This window comes from Streptomyces sp. NPDC048496 (assembly GCF_043200055.1).
GTDB lineage: Bacteria > Actinomycetota > Actinomycetes > Streptomycetales > Streptomycetaceae > Streptomyces.
Map to the genome: position 1 here is coordinate 42,785 of NZ_JBICXB010000002.1, position 17,548 is coordinate 60,332.

At 72.1% G+C, this 17,548-nt stretch carries 15 protein-coding genes and 2 tRNA genes; 5 read left to right on the top strand and 12 right to left on the bottom strand.

The features are described 5' to 3' along the window. Positions 1-117: 117 nt before the first annotated feature. Entirely contained in the window at positions 118-351 is a 234-nt protein-coding gene (locus ACGFSA_RS02440) for a hypothetical protein (protein ID WP_393298519.1), read from the top strand. Here the strand turns inward: ACGFSA_RS02440 and ACGFSA_RS02445 are convergent. The 3 genes from ACGFSA_RS02445 to ACGFSA_RS02455 form a co-directional block, all read right to left on the bottom strand. Then, a tRNA-Lys gene (locus tag ACGFSA_RS02445) sits at positions 317-390 on the bottom strand. The two genes, ACGFSA_RS02440 and ACGFSA_RS02445, sit on opposite strands and share 35 nt — an antisense overlap. Before the next feature lie 62 nt (positions 391-452). Then, on the bottom strand, positions 453-1,211 hold the full coding sequence (locus ACGFSA_RS02450) for an IclR family transcriptional regulator (RefSeq protein WP_393298522.1): 759 nt from the start codon (positions 1,209-1,211) through the stop codon (positions 453-455). 228 nt (positions 1,212-1,439) lie between these two features. Further along, on the bottom strand, positions 1,440-2,429 hold the full coding sequence (locus ACGFSA_RS02455) for a D-2-hydroxyacid dehydrogenase (RefSeq protein WP_393298524.1): 990 nt from the start codon (positions 2,427-2,429) through the stop codon (positions 1,440-1,442). Between the two features lie 168 nt (positions 2,430-2,597). On the opposite strand from ACGFSA_RS02455, the gene ACGFSA_RS02460 reads away from it, so the two are divergent. Together ACGFSA_RS02460 and ACGFSA_RS02465 are read left to right on the top strand one after the other, a co-directional pair. Beyond that, positions 2,598-3,341, top strand: coding sequence for a decarboxylase (locus ACGFSA_RS02460; RefSeq protein WP_393298527.1), 744 nt, complete (start codon positions 2,598-2,600; stop codon positions 3,339-3,341). A gap of 100 nt (positions 3,342-3,441) precedes the next feature. Continuing rightward, positions 3,442-4,560: an LLM class flavin-dependent oxidoreductase gene (locus ACGFSA_RS02465; RefSeq protein ID WP_393298530.1), complete on the top strand. Its 1,119-nt coding sequence runs from the start codon at positions 3,442-3,444 to the stop codon at positions 4,558-4,560. 120 nt (positions 4,561-4,680) lie between these two features. Here the strand turns inward: ACGFSA_RS02465 and ACGFSA_RS02470 are convergent, their stop codons facing one another. Then, on the bottom strand, positions 4,681-6,546 hold the full coding sequence (locus tag ACGFSA_RS02470) for a putative bifunctional diguanylate cyclase/phosphodiesterase (RefSeq protein ID WP_393298533.1): 1,866 nt from the start codon (positions 6,544-6,546) through the stop codon (positions 4,681-4,683). 490 nt (positions 6,547-7,036) lie between these two features. On the opposite strand from ACGFSA_RS02470, the gene ACGFSA_RS02475 reads away from it, so the two are divergent. Beyond that, a complete protein-coding gene (locus ACGFSA_RS02475; protein ID WP_393298536.1) occupies positions 7,037-8,278 on the top strand; it encodes a M6 family metalloprotease domain-containing protein in 1,242 nt (413 codons plus the stop codon). 59 nt (positions 8,279-8,337) lie between these two features. On the opposite strand, the gene ACGFSA_RS02480 is transcribed toward ACGFSA_RS02475, so the two are convergent. The 7 genes from ACGFSA_RS02480 to ACGFSA_RS02510 all read right to left on the bottom strand — a co-directional run bounded on the left by ACGFSA_RS02480 (position 8,338) and on the right by ACGFSA_RS02510 (position 15,041). Further along, positions 8,338-8,411, bottom strand: a tRNA-Lys gene (locus ACGFSA_RS02480). Then, a complete protein-coding gene (locus tag ACGFSA_RS02485) occupies positions 8,402-9,142 on the bottom strand; it encodes a bifunctional DNA primase/polymerase (RefSeq protein ID WP_393298539.1) in 741 nt (246 codons plus the stop codon). Before ACGFSA_RS02485 ends, ACGFSA_RS02480 begins: the two co-directional genes overlap by 10 nt. A 212-nt stretch (positions 9,143-9,354) precedes the next feature. Next, the gene (locus ACGFSA_RS02490) at positions 9,355-9,696 is read right to left on the bottom strand and encodes a hypothetical protein (RefSeq protein ID WP_393298542.1); all 342 of its coding nucleotides are present in this window, start codon (positions 9,694-9,696) and stop codon (positions 9,355-9,357) included. Between the two features lie 384 nt (positions 9,697-10,080). Beyond that, a complete protein-coding gene (locus tag ACGFSA_RS02495) occupies positions 10,081-11,415 on the bottom strand; it encodes an AAA domain-containing protein (protein ID WP_393298545.1) in 1,335 nt (444 codons plus the stop codon). Next, positions 11,412-13,025 carry a hypothetical protein gene (locus tag ACGFSA_RS02500; RefSeq protein ID WP_393298548.1) on the bottom strand — a complete coding sequence of 538 codons (1,614 nt, stop codon included), beginning with the start codon at positions 13,023-13,025 and terminating at the stop codon, positions 11,412-11,414. The genes ACGFSA_RS02495 and ACGFSA_RS02500 overlap by 4 nt, the downstream gene beginning before the upstream one ends. Further along, positions 13,016-14,209, bottom strand: coding sequence for a hypothetical protein (locus ACGFSA_RS02505; protein WP_393298551.1), 1,194 nt, complete (start codon positions 14,207-14,209; stop codon positions 13,016-13,018). The genes ACGFSA_RS02500 and ACGFSA_RS02505 overlap by 10 nt, the downstream gene beginning before the upstream one ends. Beyond that, positions 14,109-15,041 (bottom strand): phosphatase PAP2 family protein, encoded by a 933-nt coding sequence (locus ACGFSA_RS02510; RefSeq protein ID WP_393299445.1) that lies wholly within the window; start codon positions 15,039-15,041, stop codon positions 14,109-14,111. Before ACGFSA_RS02510 ends, ACGFSA_RS02505 begins: the two co-directional genes overlap by 101 nt. A gap of 247 nt (positions 15,042-15,288) precedes the next feature. Between ACGFSA_RS02510 and ACGFSA_RS02515 the strand changes: the two genes are divergently transcribed. Further along, complete coding sequence (locus ACGFSA_RS02515) at positions 15,289-15,885, top strand: histidine phosphatase family protein (RefSeq protein WP_266985341.1); 597 nt, start codon at positions 15,289-15,291, stop codon at positions 15,883-15,885. Positions 15,886-16,131: 246 nt separating this feature from the next. On the opposite strand, the gene ACGFSA_RS02520 is transcribed toward ACGFSA_RS02515, so the two are convergent. Then, positions 16,132-17,508, bottom strand: coding sequence for a tetratricopeptide repeat protein (locus ACGFSA_RS02520; RefSeq protein ID WP_393298554.1), 1,377 nt, complete (start codon positions 17,506-17,508; stop codon positions 16,132-16,134). Between the last annotated feature and the right edge of the window lie 40 nt (positions 17,509-17,548).

The following is a 17,548-nucleotide window of genomic DNA, read 5'->3' on the forward strand; positions in this document are numbered from 1 at the left end:
AGCATACCTAAACCTTCAACGGGCGCCAGGGGCCCTATGGGCAATAAATAGTAATTTGACCTTATATTGCATGAAGATTAAAGGAATCAGTTGAAGTCTTGTTCATGAAGGCTAAACATGGCGGACCGCATCAATCCCGCGGCCGGCTTCCTCTACTGCGTGGGCCGGACGGACGACCGGCTGCGAGCCGACAGCGAGGACCTGGCTGCCCTGCTCGGCTCCTACGAGGCGCACGGGCGCGCCCACCTGGTGTCGTCCGGCGAAAAGCGCCCAGGGCGGTCCACGTGTGTACGTGAACCGCCCTGGGCGTTGTCTGTGCGCCGCCAGGGACTCGAACCCCGGACCCGCTGATTAAGAGTCAGCTGCTCTAACCAACTGAGCTAGCGGCGCCTGCTGACTCGAAAATAATACCTGGTCCTCAGGGGTGCTGATGACACGTGCCGACCGAGGCCCTAGAGGGCCAGTGACAGCAGGACCGGAACCGCCCGCCGGTTCAGCGTGTCCGCCGCCGAGCGCAGCCGGTGCGCGTGCTCGATCGGCAGCGACAGTGCCAGGCAGCCCGCCGAGGAGCCCGCCGTGAGTGGCACGGCCGCGCAGACGGTGCCCATCGCGTACTCCTGGAGGTCGAGCACCGGGACCGTCGCCGGCTGGCTGTCCAGCTTGGAGAAGAGGACCTTCTCGCTGGTGATGGTCCGCGAGGTGAGCCGGGCGATCTTGTGGCGCGCGAGATGGTCGCGGCGGCCGTTCTGGTCGAGCTGGGTCAGCAGGCACTTGCCGATCGCGCTGGCGTGCGCGGCGGACCGGAAGTCCACCCACTCGTTGACCGCGGGGGTGCGCGGACCGTCGGCGTACTGCGTGACCCGGACCTCGCCGTCGACGTACCGGCTTATGTACACCGCGGCGCCGACCGAATCGCGCAGCTGGTCCAGGATCTGCTGGAGCTTGTTCTCCAGCGCCTGCCTGCGGGCGGCCCCGGAGCCGAGCAGCAGGAGTGAGGCGCCGATCACATAGGCGCCGTCGGACACCTGCACGACGTAGCCCTCGCGGCGCAGCGTCAGCAGCAGTGGGGCGAGATGCTCCACCGGCAGTCCCGTCTCCCGGGAGATCTGGGTGTCCGTCACGCCGGCGCCGTGCTTGGAGACCGTTTCGAGAACACGAAAGGCGTACTGCACCGAGTGGCACGGTGCGGTCGGTTCGGGCTTCAACGTCACGGTTTCCCCCACCAGGTTGTGACCGCAAGCTTTGGTACCACGATAGCCGCCAAGAGGCTTTTGATGGGGGCCTGTTGATGAGTTCTCGGTGTGCCCCGGCGCTGTCAGCAGGAGTGCACCCGATTGGCATATGTCAGAGTCAATGATGATCGACGGACGGCGAGGTCACGGCACCGCGTCGAGGAGCTCGCGCGTACGTTCGTGTCCGGAAGGTGGCCTCTCCGCCTCTCAACTCGGAGACATGCCAACGCCGTTCGGGGCGTCGGGGACATCCGGGGAGGGAACGTATCCGCGCCGCATGTCGACCACGTTCGGCAACGGCTCCCCGGCCGCCCACCGTTCGTACATCTCCACGAACTGCTCGCCCAGCCGGTCCCGCCAGCCCATGGTGTCGCCGCTCATGTGCGGGGAGACGATCAGCCCCGGTACGTCCCACAGTCCACTGCCCGGAGCGAGCGGCTCGTGCTGGAAGACGTCGAGCGCCGCGCCCGCGATCCACCGTCGGCGCAGCGCGTCGGCGAGATCGTCCTCGACGACCATCGGGCCTCGCCCCACATTGATGAAGCGGGCCGAAGGCTGCATCAGCCCGAAGAACCGCGCGTCGAACATCCCGCGCGTCTGTTCCGTCAGGGGCGCCGCGCAGATCACCCAGTCGGCGAGCGCCGCCAGCCGGTCCAGATCCTCGGCGCCATGGATGGTGCGCCGCGCCGTACGCCCCACGAGCGCCACCTGGACGCCCAGCGCGTTGAGCAGCCGGGTGATCTCCCGGCCGATCGGCCCGGCCCCGACGACGACCGCTCGGGTGCCCGCGAGCTGCTGCGACTCACGGTGGCGCCAGCGCCGCCGGCGCTGCAGCTCCAGCGTGCCGGGGACGTCCTTGGCGAACGCGAGCACCAGGACCAGCACGTATTCGGCGATCGGCCGCTCGAAGATGCCCCGCGCGTTGGTCAGCACGGTGTCGGACCCGGCCAGCTCCGGGCAGAGCAGCCGGTCCACTCCCGCGCTGGCCATGTGCACCCACCGGGGCCGCGGTCCGTCGCCGGGCCAGGCGGCGCGTACCGCGTCGGAGGTGAAGTCCCACACCAGCAGGGCGTCGGCGTGCGGCAGCTCCCCGGCGAGGCCGGCCTCGTCCACGTAGCGGATCCGGACCCGGCCGGTCAGCCGGCCGAGGCGCGGCGACGGGGCGGCGTCGAGTACGAGGAGGGTGGGCTCTGACATCAGGGAGTGGTCACCTCGTCAACGTCTGAGATGTGCGGATTGACCACGCTTGCACCCGGGGCCGCGCCCGTCAACGCCAAGGTCGGCAGGGGTGCGGGCGCCGGAGGAATACTGGGCAGTGGGGAGGGCAGCGGCAGTGCACCGGTCCAGCAGTGCAGGAGCGTGAATATGACGACCGTCGGTTTCCTCTACCCGGGCCACTTCGCGGACGACGACTTCCCACGCACGGAGGTCATCCTCGACACCACCATCAGGCTCGTCGTCAACCGCACGGAGCCGGGCGAGGACGACCGCCGCACCGAGACTCTGCGGCAGCGGGGCGCACCCGAACGCCTCGCCGCAGGAGTCGAGGAGCTGCGGCGCGCCGGTGCCGAGTCGGTGGTCTGGGCCAGCACCGGCGGGAGTCTCGTGTACGGGTGGGAGGGCGCCCATCAGCAGAGCACCGCTCTGGCCAGGGCGGCGGGGCTGCCCGCGTCGAGTACGTCGCTCGCCTTCGTCCACGCGGTACGGGCGCTGGGCGCCGCGCGTGTCGCGGTCGCCGCTCCGTACGCCGAGGAGATCGCCGGGCTCTTCGGCGACTTCCTGGCCGCCGCGGGCGTCGAGGTGGTCGCCGTGCGCGGCGGTGGCGTCACCTCCGCGGCCGCGGCCGCGGGGTGGGGGCTGGACCGGCTGAAGGAGCTCGCGGTTGCCGCGGACCGGCCGGACGCGGAGGCGGTACTGCTGCCGGACAACGCCGTGCACACCGCCGCGCACGTCCGTGACCTGGAGGAACTCCTCGCCAAGCCGGTCCTCACCGCGAACCAGGTGGCGGTGTACGAGGCTCTGCGGCTGGCCCGGCGCCGCACCTGGGCGCCCCAGCTCGGCACGCTGTTCGCCACCCGGGAGGCGCCGCCCGCACCGGTCGGGAGGTGACGGCCTCCCCCGCGGTAGGCCGTGACCGGCCGGGAATAAACGGAGACAACCTCCTGTTAGGTCTCCCCGGACGCACGAGCATCACTGGAGAGGCCTTCACGTGGACGAGAACCGAGGCGACGAGAACCGAGGCGACGAGAACCGAGGCGACGAGAGTCGCGGCGACGGCATTCGGGGCAGGGCCGAGGGAACGGCCTCGGTGCCGTTGTCGGTGCTCGACCTGGTGACCGTCGGCCAGGGCCGCACCGCGACCCAGGCGCTGCGCACCAGCGTGGACATCGCCCAGCTCGCCGAGCGCTGCGGCTACCACCGCCTCTGGGTCGCCGAACACCACTCCATGCCCGGCGTCGCCTCGTCGTCCCCGGCCGTGATCCTGGCCCACCTCGCCGCCCGCACCGAGCGGATCCGGCTCGGCTCCGGCGGGGTCATGCTGCCCAACCACGCCCCGCTGGTCATCGCCGAACAGTTCGGCACGCTGGAGGCCATGGCCCCCGGCCGCATCGACCTCGGCCTCGGGCGGGCTCCCGGCACGGACGGTGCGACCGCCGCCGCGCTGCGCCGCACGGACCGGCTGGGCGAGGGCGCCGAAGACTTCCCGCAGCAGCTCGCCGAGCTGACCCGGTTCCTGGACGACGACTTCCCGGACGGCCACCCGTACGCCCGGATCCACGCGGTTCCGGGCCCGGTGCAGGGTCCCGCGGGCCGCCCGCCGATCTGGCTGCTCGGCTCCTCCGGCTTCAGCGCCCGGCTGGCCGGGGTCCTGGGTCTGCCGTTCGCCTTCGCCCACCACTTCTCGGCGCAGAACACGATTCCGGCGCTCGACCTGTACCGGGACTCGTTCAAGCCGTCCGCGGTGCTGGACGCCCCGTACGCCTTGATCGGCGTCTCGGCGCTGGCAGCCGACGAGGAGCGCGAGGCCCGCCGCCAGGTCCTGACCGGTGCCCTGTCGATGGTCCGCCTGCGCACCGGCCGGCCCGGTCTGATCCCGACGCCGGAGGAGGCGGAGGCCTATGTCTTCAGCCCGATGGAGCGGGAGTTCGTCGACAGCTGGCTCGGCAACGTCATCCACGGGACGGCGGACGAGGTGCGCAGCGGTCTGGACGACCTGGCCAAGCGGACCGGGGCGGACGAGCTGATGATCACGGCGAATGCGCATGGCGGGGAGGCGCGGCTGCGCAGCTACGACCTGATCGCGGACGCGTACGGGCTGCGTGGCTGAGGTCCGTGCGGGCCGGTCGGTGCTGACCGTTCTGCCCTCGAGCGCCGGGCGGGCCTGAACACCGGCCCGCCCGGCGCTCGAGGGCACGGAGTCGGCTCCGGGTTCCGGGGCGTGGCTCTCTCAGAGCCCCAGGGGGCTCGTCCCGATGAGTTCTGCGATGCGCTCCGGGGCCACCGCCCGGGAGTAGAGCCAGCCCTGCCCCGTGTCGCAGCCGATCCGCCGCAGCCGTTCCGCCTGGCTCACGGTCTCCACGCACTCCGCGGTGACGGTCAGCCCCAGCCGGTGCGCCAGCTGCACCATCGCCTCGACGATCGTCTCGTCGGCCGGGCTGGGGTGCGCCCCGTCCTCGTACCGGAAGCCGCGTACGAACGATCCGTCCAGCTTCAGTACGGAGACCGGCAGCCGGCTCAGATAGGCGAGGTTCGAGTAGCCGGTCCCGAAGTCGTCGATGGCGATCCGGACGCCCATGTCGCTGAGCGTCTGGAGCGCCTCCAGCGGGCGGCCCGCCGAGCCCATCACCGCTGACTCGGTCAGTTCCAGTTGCAGCAGTCCGGGGGCCAGGCCGGTCTCGGCGAGGATCTCGGCGACATCGGTGACCAGGTCGGAGTCCCAGACCTGCCGTACGGCGACATTGACGCTGATGAAGAGCGGCGGCTCGGCCGGATGGTCCAGCTGCCAGCGCCGGGCCTGACGGCAGGCCGACCGGAGCACCCAGCGGCCGAGCTGGACGATCGAGCCGTCCTCCTCGGCGATCGCGACGAACCGATTCGGTGAGAGCATGCCGAACTGCGGGTGGTTCCAGCGGACCAGAGCCTCCACCCCTCGTACGACTCCGTCGGCCATCCCGACAAGCGGCTGGTACTCGATGGTGAACTCGCCGCGCTCGACGGCGGGCCGGAGCGTGGAGGAGAGCGCCTGCCGTGTCATCCGGTGCGCGTTGCGCTCGGGGTCGAAGAGGGTCCAGCGTGCCTTGCCGTCCGCCTTCGCCCAGTACAGCGTGGTGTCGGCGGCCTGCATCAGACCGGTGGCCGAGGTCCCGGCGACGCCCCGCTCCACCACCCCGATCGACGCCGACACGGCCAGCCGTGTCCCGGCCAGGTCGAACGGCTTCTGGAGGGCGGCGAGCACCGCGCGGGCGAGATCGGTGAGTTGCTGCGTCCCGGCGGACTCCTCGACCAGGATCGCGAACTCGTCGCCGCCGAGGCGCGCCACGAGTGTGCCGCCGGTGCGGTGCAGGCTCTCCTGCTCGGCGCAGTCGGTGAGCCGGGCGGCGACGGCGGCGAGCAGCCGGTCGCCGATCCGGTGCCCCATCGTGTCGTTGACGGCCTTGAAGCCGTCCAGGTCGAGGTAGCAGAGCCCGATCCGGCCGTGCCGCGGGAGGCTGTCGTCCTGGTACGGCGGAGTCTCCAGGGCGGCGGAGAGCCGCTCGAAGAACAGTGTCCGGTTGGGCAGCCGGGTCACCGGGTCGTGCGTCTGGAGGTGGCGCAGCCGCTTCTGCAGCTCGCGGCGATCGCTGATGTCGGCGACGGAGAGCAGCACGGGGGAGGCGCCCGGAGTGATCCTCGTCCCGGTTGCCGCGCCCGTCCCGGTCTGCGCGCCCGTCCCGGCCCCCGGCTCTGTCCCTGCGCCCGTCTTCGCGCCTGTCGCCCCGGCCTCCGGCATCGGCACGACGGTGATCTCGGCCCACAACGAGCGTCCGTCGGGGTGCTTGAGCCTGCGGGTGCAGCGGAACCGGGATCGCCGGCCGCGCAGCACCTCGCGGTACGCATGCCAGGTCCGGACGTCGGCGGAGAGGTCGAGCAGATCGGACGCGGACTGGGCGGTCAGCGCCGCTGCGTCGGCGCCGAGCAGCCCGCCGAGAGCGTCGTTGGCGCACAGGACCAGGCCCTCGTGGTCGACGACGGCCATCGGCAGCATGGCGCCCCGGAAGGCGGCCCGGTAATCGGCCGGACGGGAGTCGACGGCTCCCGGGCCGACCGGTTCCATGTGACGCTCCGTGATGGACGGTCGCACGGTAGGGGGCGCTGTGCCTGCCGCGGGCCTCGGCCCTTCGGAGGTTCCGCTCACCGCTCGCTCCCGCCGTGCAGTTCTGTCCTGAACAGTTGTGGTCGGACTGGCCCGCCGCGCGGAGCGCCGTCGTCTGAGGCGGGAACCGCGCAGGAAAGCGTGGTGAAGCATAGATGCTGTTGTCTGGCCCGTTCCAGCTTCCCGTCCGTTGTGACCCCGGGGAGCACCCCGCATGGGTCATTCGCGCGTCTTTCCGGTTTGCCCGTGATTGATTATTTCTGCTCGGCTCTGTTCCCTCACGTCGATCTTGAGTCTCCTTCACGTTGCCGCAGTGATCATTTGTGACTGTCCGTGAAAGGGCTCCGAGAGGCTGACCGCTGACCCGAGTGGGGCAGCACAACAGGGCGAATACCCCCGAACCGGCACAGGGTGGATTGCGTGTATCCGCATCCCGCACCCGGAGGTCGATGTGCCGCCTCAGCGCAGGCTCGGGGGATGGGAGAGACCGAGCCCGCGTGGTGTGGTGGCCGGTCTGATCTCTTTCCTGGCGCTCGCCTCCACCTCCCTCGTTGCGGGTCCGGCCGTGGCGGCCACGGGTGAAGCCGGGCCCTGCGCCCTGCCCAGGACGGGGGCACACCACTCGCTCGGCCTGGACGAATGGGACGGCGCATACCCGCGCCCCGACCACGCCCTCGACGCGGTCATGATCTTTCTCTCGTTCCCCGACGCCCGCCCCGTCACCACCCCCGCCGAGCTCGCCGCCGACTACTTCCCCGCCACCACGCAGTTCTTCCGGCGCGCCTCGTACGGGAAGTTCACCCTGCGCCCGCACCCGCAGCACCAGTGGGTCCAGATGCCCCACAGCTCCACGTCGTACGGCATGAAGCGCGACTGGGGCGACAAGCAGCGCAGTTCCTATCTGCGCGACGCGATCGCCGCGGCCGACGACCAGGTCGACTTCTCGAAGTACGACATCGTCTATCTGGTCGCCGACCCGGACGCGCCCGGCGTCGACTCCGACGCCACCAAGGTCGTCAACTTCGACCAGCCGCTGCACGCCGACGGCACGGACATCAGGCGTGTCGTCACCGTCTTCGAGCAGCATCCGCCGGACCGGAACGTGCTGGCCCACGAGACCGGGCACCTCTTCGACCTGCCGGACCTCTATCACCGGCCGTCGGACGGCAAGGGCGACTGGGACACGTACGTCGGCGACTGGGACGTGATGGGCAGCCAGTTCGGTCTCTCGCCGGACCTGTTCGGCTGGCACAAGTGGAAGCTGGGCTGGCTGGACCGCAGGCAAGTGGCGTGTATCCAGCACAACCAGGACATCACCCTGGAGCCGATGGCCGCCGTACCGGTGCCCGGCGCGTCCATCGGCACGCGGCTCGCGGTGATCAGGACCGGTGAGGGCAGTGCCGTGGCGCTGGAGGCCCGCAGTGCCACCGGCAACGACCGGGCGACGTGCAGCGAGGGGGTGCTGATCTACCGGGTCCGCAACGAGACACCGTCCGGCGGCGGGCCGATCCAGGTCATCGACACCCACCCCCATACCGACGCCTGCTGGGACCGGTCGGTCTACCCGCCGCTCGCGGACGCCCCGCTGCGGGTCGGCGAGACGTACTCCGTCCCCGGTGAGCACACCCGGATCGAGGTCGCGGACCGGACGCCGTCGGGTGCGTGGACAGTCCGTATCGCCACGGGCACGTAACGCTGCCGTGACGGTAAACGAAGAAGCCCCTCGCTTCCGCGAGGGGCTTCTTCCGTCTGTGCGCCGCCAGGGACTCGAACCCCGGACCCGCTGATTAAGAGTCAGCTGCTCTAACCAACTGAGCTAGCGGCGCCTGCTGACGTCGTAGACATTAGCACCCTGATCGGCGGGAGGAAAAATCGAAATCCGAGCCGACCCGGTGGGCGCGGAGCGGGCCACGCGCACACAGGCCCAGAGCAGTACGTCGGGGCCCGGCAGCCAAGGGGTACGGGTGTCGGGGGCGACCACCCAGCGGGGCCCTGACGAGGAGGAGTCGCAGGCCAGGGGCGGGACGGTCACCGCGTCACCGGTGCCGTGGCAGAGCAGCGGCGGGACCCTGCACTCGCGGTCCTCCCTCTCCCGGAGCGCCTCGCGGCCGTGCCGGCCCGCCTGCTCGTGGCTGGTGCCCCACTCCTCCCAGTCGAGCAGCGACGGCAGCCGCTGGGCGGTGCCGGGGGCGGCGAACAGCAGCATCCGCCCGCAGTGCGTGGCGACCGGGCCGGAACCCGGGCCGTCGGCCCACAGGTGTTCCAGCATCCGCCGCCCGAAGAGCGTCGGCACATTGACCACGTCGAACGCCGATCCGCACGGCAGCACGCCGGGGGAGCCGGGGTGGGCCTGCCACTGGGCGAGCGTGGAGCGCGGATACGCGGCGGCACCGGCCAGCCAGGCCGCTCCGGCCGCGGTGACCTGAGCGGTCTGGTCACCGGCTCGGTCCCGCAGGACCGCGAAGACATCGGCACCGTGGCGGGTGCCGGCGCGGGGCCCGGCGCAGGTTCCGGTGCCGGGATGCAGGGTGGTCTCGTCTGGCAGCCATGCGCTCATGACTACCGGTTTACCGGTGGTGACGCTGTGGATTGCAAGAGTTGTCGGAAATCCGGACAGGGTGGGGTGAGGAGGAGTATCTTGCCCGCGGGCATATGCCACCGGTTGTGCCCGGAGTCAGATCCGGAGCGAGAGCCGGTGCCGGACCCGGAGTCCCCGTCGTCGGATTCGGAGTCGGAAGCGGAGGCGGCCAGGGGCCGGACGCTCCGGCGTCACGGCCGCGCGCCGCCCAGCAGACTCCAGCCGAACTCGACCATCTTCCTCGCGTAGTCCTCGGTCCACTCCGCGCGCTGTGCGATGTCCGCCGTGGTGAGCCGGTCGAACCGGCGCGGATCGGCCAGCTGCGCGGCGGCGATCGCCTGGTACTCGGCCGCCCGGTCGGTCGCGGCGCGGAAGGCCAGCGTCAGCTCGGTGGCGCGGGCCAGCAGCTCCTCAGGGTCGTCCATCGACTCCAGGTCGAAGAAGTGCTCGGGGTCGGCGACCGCCTCCGTCGGCTCGAAGAGCAGGGGCGCGGGGCGCAGCCGCTGCTGCTCCTTCCGCTCGGGTTGTGCCATGTGGTGTTTCCTCCTTCGGTGGGCCCGACGGCCACCCTCCATTGTCCAACCGCCCGCAAGTGGGCTTCGGTGGCGGTGCGCGGGGCGCGCCGGGTCACCGCCCGGCACGGCGCACGCCCCCCGACGGCCCATCGCCCGTGATTCGGCAGTGTTACGGCCTCCCCCGGGGTAGGGAGTGGGCTCCCGACGCCCTGCGGCTCCTCCCCCAAGCTCTCGGCTTCGCTCGAGCAGGGAGGGGCCCCTTCGGCGTTGTCGTCGGTCACCGACTCCCCCATAGCGCGAAAGGCATGGTGGGACCCCCTGTGCGTCGACTCCGTCCTCCGCCTTGCCGTCGAAGCCGCAGGACGCCGCTCGCTGATCCACTCCCTACCGCGGGGGAGGCCGTTACGGGCGCCACCGGACGCGGTGTTCCGCGAGGTGGGCCAGGACCGCGTGGTTCGCCTCCCAGCCGTCGGGAAACTTGACCGTGACGCCGAGCTGGACCGGTTCCGTCGACGGGTGCTCGTCCAGCAGGTCCGCGACGCCGGCGCGGCAGACCACGATGCAGGCGTGACGGTGGCGCGACGCCAGGACGCACAGCCGGCCCGTCTCCAGATGGAACGCCGTGGCGTCCGGGCGGCCGGACAGTGGGTGCAGGACCACCGTCACATCGAACTCGCGGCCTTGGAGCCGGTTCGCCGTGTCCACCGCCACACCCGTCACACCGAGCTCGGCGAGCGCCGCCCGCACCGCCGCCGCCTGGTCCCGGTGGGCCGTGCCGACCGCGACCCGGTCCGCCGTCACCGGGGCCGGGTCGGGGGAGCGCTCGCTCGTCGCCGCGCCGCCCCGGTCCAGCAGCCGGCGGACCACCAGGGCCACCGCCCGCACCGCCTCCGGGTCCGTGCGCGGGGTGTGCCGGGCCGGGAGTTCGAGCAGGCCCCAGCCGGACTCCGCGGCCTCGTCCAGCACCCGGTCCGGGGCGGAGCCGTCCGACGGGACCCCGAACGCCAGCCGCCGGTCGCCGTGATCCGTACCGCTGCGGAACGGGGTGTACGGGTAGAACGCGTCCGAGACCAGCCGCGCGGCCGACGCGGGCAGCCGCCACGACACCGGAAGCCGGCGCTGCGGCAGCTCGGGGTTGTGCGCCAGCAGTGTCGAGACCGCGCTCGCCGACGGGTCGTACGACAGCCCCGCCCACTGGTCCGCGCCGACGATCGAGAACGGGTCCAGCTGGCCCGGATCGCCGACGAACAGCGCCCTTTCGAAGAGCCCCGCGACGGCCAGCAGCGCGTCCGAGCGCATCTGGTACGCCTCGTCGACGATCGCGTGCCCCCACGGCTCGACGTTCTTCACATGAGCCCACTTGGCGGCCGTCGAGATGACGACATCAAGTCCGGCCAGATCTCCGGCCTTCGCCGACTTCCGTACGTTGACCAGGCCGTCCAGCACCTTGTCGTACGGGTCCGCGTCGTTGCTGTGCAATCGCCCGACCGGCAGCCCCGGGTCCTTCTCGGCCAGCCGCACCACCAGGTCGTCGACCTGGGCGTTGGTCTGCGCGACCACCATCAACGGGCGCCCTGCCGAGGCGAGTTCGAGCGCGGCGCGCACCACCAGCGTCGACTTTCCCGCACCCGGCGGGGAGTCCACCACGATGCCGCGGGCCGTGCCGTTCAGCGTGTCGTCCAGGATCTGGGCGGTGGCCCGCCCCGCCTCGGCGCCCGGATCGGATACGGCCGTCACAACAGGTCCTCCGGGGTCACGGGGTCGGGGTTCTCGGAATGTCCGGCGGCGCCCGGCGGGCCGCCGTGCGTCCACGGCGTCTCCTCCGGGTCCGGCAGCTTCGGGCCGCTGCGCTGGTCGTGCTCGAACAGGGTCCAGACGATCCGGTCGCCCGGCTCCGGCAGCGACCCCGGGGCCGGTTCCCTGCTCCGGCCCATCCGGTCGGTGATCCGCAGCACCAGCAGCCGCTCCTCCGCGTCCGGGAGATCCTCGCAGGCGTACGCCACGAACTCGGCGGTCTGCGGCTTGCCGTCCAGCGTGCGGTACACCTTCGTGCGCTCACCGAGATGAGGGCGCTCGCCCGTCCGGACCGTGACCAGCGGACGCGGCGAGGGCCGCTTCGACTCGCTGTACGCCATCACCACCTCGGCCACCTCCCCGACGAACGCCTCACCGGCCAGCCGGCGCCCGGCGAGCACCAGCGGGTCGTCCAGTGCCTCCTGCGCCTCCAACTGCGCCTGCGCCGTCTCCCGCGAAGCCAGCTTCGCCGCTGCCGTCACCGCGTCGTCCCGGCGCGGCTGCGGCGGCTCCCCGGCCCGCACCCGGTCCCGGTGGCCGGTGAACGACCACCGGTCCCGGGTCCACCGGTCCTCGGTCCTGGACCCGGCCGGCAGCTGCCGCATCAGATCGAGCCCCCGCCACACCGCGTCCCAGGTCGGCCGCGTCACCCCGGCCAGCAGCGACCTGATCTCCCGCTCGGCGGCGGTCAGTCCGGCGAGCCGGGCATCGGCCACGAGACCGTCCTCGGCCGCCGCGAGCGACGTGCGCGCCCGGTCGTACCTCTCGATCGCGGGCGCGAGCAGCCGGTTGTCGAACGCCGGGTCCGTCGCCGGACCGGCGGGCGGGCAGAGCAGCTGGCCACCGGCGTCCCGCTGCAGCTCCGCCCGGAGCGCGGCCTGGGCACCGGACTCGCCCACCGCAGGGTCGATCCAGGCGAGCAGCGCCCCCAGATGCTGGTCCTCCAGCGTGGACTGCCCGGTCGCCCAGTGCCGGTTCAGCAGATCGGTCATGGCGAGGAGCAGCGAGGAACCGGGCACCCGGGCCCGCTCCCCGTAATGCGTGAGCCAGCGGCCCAGCAGCGGGACCCTGGCCGGCGCCGGGTACGGAGTGTCCGGGTCGTCCTCGGCGGTGCGCCGGAACCGCATGGACCGGCCCAGCAGCCGTACGAAGTCGAGACCCGCCCGGCTCGGCACGATCAACTGCGGCGCGTCCGTGCACAACTCGACCTCGACCTTGACCTTCTTTCCGGTCTCGGGATCGGTCTCGTTGCGTTCGGCGGGCTCGACCACGTCCGTGTACGTCTCGATGTGCGGCAGGACCACCTCGGCCAGCTCGGCGAGGAAAGCGAACCGCAGGTCGCGGTCGCGCGGCTGGGCCACGGCGAGCAGCCGGGGCGCGTCCCGGTCCGTTCCGACGAGGGCGCCGAGCGGGGCGCCCGCCTCACCGGCGGTGGTCAGCGGTACGAGAACGAGCGGCGCACCGGTGAGATGACGGTGCCGGACAGTGGCCATCGGCTGTGCCCGCCCGCTCTCCACGGCCTCCAGCCGAGCCAGGGTGCTGATCAGCGACATGCCGGGCTTCCTTCCAGGGGCGCGCCCAGGTGCTCCAGCGCCTCCGCGCGCAGGGCCGCGGCGCGGCGCAGGGCGGCGACCGTGGGGTCGGCCGGATCGCCTTCCTTGCCCGCCGCCGCGGCCAGTACCGCGCCCACCGTCGTCAGACCGCCGAGCTCACCCCGTACGCTCCGCCCCAGCGCCTCCACCGCACCGGCCGCACGCGCCTTCGCCCGGCAGTGGAAGGCCAGTTCGCACGCGGCCAGGCACTCCGGTGCGTACGCCGCCGTGACCGCGTCGACCGCGGCCGTCAGCTCCTGCGCGGAGCACTCCGGGTCGAAGGTGGTGCCTTCGGGCAGGGCGGTCGCGATGTCCTCGACCCGGGTCAGCCGGGTCAGCTGGCGGCGGGTGACCGCGCGCTGCTTGCGCACGTCGACGACCGACGCCGTCGGCAGGTTGGAGAAGTCCTTCGGGCAGACCAGCAGCACCCGGTGGCCGACCTCAGCCCCCGCCGTGACCGCCGCGACGTGCTCCAGCGCCAGCACATACACCGCCGACTGCCGGGCCGCCGCACCGACCTTCGCCGCGTCCGCCGAACTGTCGATCATGGGAAACGACTTGATCTCCACGACCGTCCACCGGCCGTCGGGGTGCACCACCACCGCGTCCGGCTCCAGATAGGCGGGCGAGCCCGCCACCTCCAGGGCCAGCATCGGGTGATCGAGCAGAGCCCAACCACCCGCCTCGGTCGCCTCCCGCAGCGCCAGTGCCGTACGCGCCGCACGGCCCTCGGGACCCGCCGCCGCGAGATCCGGCAGCCGGACCTCGCGCGGCGCCTCGCCGCCCCCGCCGAGTCGCTCGTACAGCAGGCGCATCAGCTCCGTGCCGCCGTCGGCCTTGACCCTCGCCTCGAACGCGTTGCCCCGCATGAAAGCGAACTGCGACTGACCGAACGCGGCGGGAGAGCCGAGCGCGGCCGCCAGCGCGGCCTTGTCCACCCCGGCGCCGTCCAGCAGGGCGCGCCGCTTGCAGCCGGGGTTGGCGGCGAGGGCGGCCAGCGCGCGGGCATCGAGCGGATGCGGTGCGACGGCGGGACCGCGCAGTTCAGCGAGCCGCTGCCGGAGTGTCGTCGCCTGCTGGGTCGGCCGATGCTGCGACATCGATGGAGTCTGCGGAGGAGGTCCGCTGGCCGGGGATTCGCTCACCCGTGGAAGTCTTGCATCCGGCACTGACAACAGGGGACTTCGTGACCGGGACGGCCGCAGTGGTGCGGCCCCCTACCGCTGCCCTGATCCGGTCGACGAGCCGCATCACCGGCGTGGCGAGCAGCGCCCCGACGCCCATCACCGCGGCGCCCGCGACAGCGTCGAGGAAGTAGTGGTTGGCCGTGCCCATCACGACGAACGTGGTGAGGAGCGGGTACACGACACCTGCGGCCCGGAGCAGCGGATGCCTGCCGTGGCGCCACAGCAGGATGCCGCACCACAGCGCCCAGCCGACGTGCAGGCTCGGCATCGCCGCGTACTGGTTGGTCATCCAGCCCATGCCGCGCGGCGCACTCGCCTCGGCGCCCCACCAGCCGTACGAGCTGTACTGGGCCATGGTGTCGACGAATCCGTGTGTGGCGTGGAGCAGCCGCGGCGGGCAGGTCGGCATCAGCGCGAAACCGATCAGGCCGAGCAGTGTGGACGTCATCAGCCAGGTGCGGGCGGCGCGGTACGCGGCCGCGCGCCGCCGGTAGATCCAGACCAGGACAGCCGGGGTGACCACGTAATGCAGTGAGGCGTATATGAAGTCGGAGGGTATGCCTAGCACCGGATGGGCCGTCATCAAGCGGTTGAGCGGGTGCTCGGCGTTGAGGAAGAGCGTCTTCTCCAGATGAAGTATGCGCAGCCCGTGGTCGACGGCGGTCGACACATCGCTGCGGACCAGCAGCCGGCCCACCGAGTAGATCGCGTACACGATCGCGATCAGCGGCAGCTCGGCCCACCATCGAGGCCGGTGCCGGGACGCGGGCGCGGCGGTGGCAAGCGACATCCGGATGCTCTCCATCATGTGTTCATGCGTCAGGCGGCGGGCGTTCAACCGTACGGTGCGGGTCGGTGGCGAATCCCCCGGGGGGTCCCCTGTGGATGCCCCGTGCGTGCGGAGCCTTCTCCGCGGGGGAAGGGACGCCGATGCGGCCCCGGAGGTTGCCTCCCGGGCACGTGAGCGATGATGGACAAAGGCGGATGACCCGTTCCTGTTGTCGTTTTCTCCGATCCACATCTCAGGGGGAGCCGTCATGGCACCGCGTATCCTGCTCGCCCGGCACGGCCAGACGGAATGGTCCGTCAAGGGCAATCACACCGGCAGGACGGACATCCCTCTGCTCGACGCGGGCCGCGAGGGCGCCAAGCTGCTGGGCGAGCGGCTGCACCGGAAACCGTGGGCGGACCTGCCGGGCCTCGAGGTCCGGACCAGCCCGCTCGTCCGCGCCAGGGAGACCTGCGAGATAGCCGGCTTCGCGGACCGGGCGCAGCCGTGGGACGCGCTCATGGAGTGGGACTACGGGGCGTACGAGGGCATGACCCCGGCCGAGATCCAGGCAATCCGGCCGGGCTGGTTCATCTGGCGCGACGGGGTGCCGGAGGGCGAGACCCTCTCCGAGCTGTCCGCCCGTGCGGACGAGATCGTGGCCTGGGCGCGCTCGGCCGACCGCGACGTGCTGGTCTTCGCGCACGGCCACATCCTGCGGGCGCTGGGGGCGCGGTGGCTGGGCGAGGACGTGTCGTTCGCGTCCCGCATCCGGCTGGACCCGACGTCGCTGTCGGTCCTGGGGTGGGCGTACGGGGCGCCGGCGCTGGAACGCTGGAACGACACGGGCCACCTGGACCGGTAGGTCCCGCCGCTGCCCGGAGGTGCGGTGTCCTCGATCTTCCCGAGGCCTCACAGGTATGCGGGGAACCCTCGACGGGCTCAGCACCCGGCCATGCAACGGGGACGAGCTGCGGGAAACCCAGCCTGTCCGGCGTTCGAGGACGGAACCGGTCGCCCGGGGCGGGGGCGCTTCGCGTGGGGCGGCGCCGGAGAATTCCAGCCCGTCCTGCGTGTGAGGACGGAAACGTCGGCGGGGTGAGGGGCGCCCTCACCCCGCCGTGTGCCCCTGCACCCCCATCTCTCCGCACCGCTCCAGCAGCCCCGCCACCTCCGGTGACCCGCGCTGTGCACCCAACACCCGCACCGCCCCCGACAGCATCGCCCGGATCCGGGACGACTGCACCCGGTCGAGCAGGTCCAGCACCTGGTGCCCCGTCGCGGCCGCCTCCGCCGCGGCCCCGGCATGCGCCAGGTCCGTCGTCAGCTCGGCCCGGTACAGGGCCAGGTTCCGGGTGAAGTGCGGGTCCTGCAGCTGTGTGGCCCGTCGTGCATGACGTGCCGCCCGCGGCCAGTCACCCAGCGCCGACCAGCACTGCGCCTCCAGCATCTCCAGCTCCGCCTCCCGGAAGAACGTCATCCACTCCGGGTCGGCATCGCGCGTCCCCCGTCCGAAGGCCTCGTGCGCCCGCCCCAGCGCCCGCTCGCAGCCGCTGCGATCACCGAGCCCCGCCCGGCCCCCCGCCTCCCGCAGTGCGAGCAGCGCCAGCAGTCGCGGTGAGCCCAGCGGCGTCGCCGCCCGCTGCCCGGCCTCCGCCACCCGTACCGACTCCCGCGGCCGCCCCGTGTCCCTCGCCAGGAACGACGCGTTGCAGAACGCATGCGCCTCCAGCGCCGCGTCACCGGCCAGCCGTGCCGTCGCCAGCGCCTCCGCGTAGTGCGAGCGGGCGTCCTCGAAACGTCCCGAGTCGTGCGCCAGCCACCCCACCGAGATGGCCAGCTCACCCGCCCCGGCATGCAGCCGGTCGGACGTGGAGCGGCGGGTGGTCGTCCCCTCGTCCAGCAGCGCGTACGCCGCCCTCAGCGGCTGCGCGGCCCGCCGGTAGAGGCCGTCGCCGCCGTGCCGGTCGTCCAGCAGTCTGATCTGCCGTACCGCCTTCTCGACGGCGGTCACCTCGGCCTCGCCGACCCGTCGCTGTGCGGGGCGCTGTGCCGGTACGGCAGTGGCGGCGGTGCCGAGGCCGAAGCCCAGGGATGCGGCCGCCATCGCGGCGGTGCCGCTGGTCATGAATACGCGACGCAGCACGTCGCTCTCCTCGTCGGTGTCGCTGTGGAGTGTGGGGGGCAGTGGGGTGTCGGGGATCTCGGCGGTGGCGCGCGCCCCTCGGCCGCGTACGGTCTCGCGCGACGAGAAGCCCAGGTCCGCCAGGGTCGCCCCGGGGAACATGTGCAGGAAGACTCGTTCGTACGCGTAGTTGGGGCAGCGGATCTCGCCGGACTCCACGCGTCCGATGTACCGGGCGTCGCACGCGACCTGCTCGCCGATCTCGCGGGCGGATCTGCGCACCGCGGCAGCGAACTCCCCGGCGGAGCGCGGTCCGCGCAGCCGCCGGAAGGCGAGGTTGGGAACTGCCCCTGTCGACACCATGGCTGGGCCCTCTCTGGTGCAAGCCGGGCCTGTTTCCGGT

Bases quoted from the DNA above. Each gene is read 5' to 3' on its own strand.
- ACGFSA_RS02510 (WP_393299445.1), bottom strand. From the start codon at position 15,041: ATGTCGCTTGCCACCGCCGCGCCCGCGTCCCGGCACCGGCCTCGATGG.
- ACGFSA_RS02440 (WP_393298519.1), top strand. From the start codon at position 118: ATGGCGGACCGCATCAATCCCGCGGCCGGCTTCCTCTACTGCGTGGGC.
- ACGFSA_RS02515 (WP_266985341.1), top strand. From the start codon at position 15,289: ATGGCACCGCGTATCCTGCTCGCCCGGCACGGCCAGACGGAATGGTCC.
- ACGFSA_RS02455 (WP_393298524.1), bottom strand. From the start codon at position 2,429: ATGTCAGAGCCCACCCTCCTCGTACTCGACGCCGCCCCGTCGCCGCGC.
- ACGFSA_RS02500 (WP_393298548.1), bottom strand. From the start codon at position 13,025: ATGTCGCTGATCAGCACCCTGGCTCGGCTGGAGGCCGTGGAGAGCGGG.
- ACGFSA_RS02470 (WP_393298533.1), bottom strand. From the start codon at position 6,546: ATGGAACCGGTCGGCCCGGGAGCCGTCGACTCCCGTCCGGCCGATTAC.
- ACGFSA_RS02460 (WP_393298527.1), top strand. From the start codon at position 2,598: ATGACGACCGTCGGTTTCCTCTACCCGGGCCACTTCGCGGACGACGAC.
- ACGFSA_RS02485 (WP_393298539.1), bottom strand. From the start codon at position 9,142: ATGAGCGCATGGCTGCCAGACGAGACCACCCTGCATCCCGGCACCGGA.
- ACGFSA_RS02490 (WP_393298542.1), bottom strand. From the start codon at position 9,696: ATGGCACAACCCGAGCGGAAGGAGCAGCAGCGGCTGCGCCCCGCGCCC.
- ACGFSA_RS02520 (WP_393298554.1), bottom strand. From the start codon at position 17,508: ATGGTGTCGACAGGGGCAGTTCCCAACCTCGCCTTCCGGCGGCTGCGC.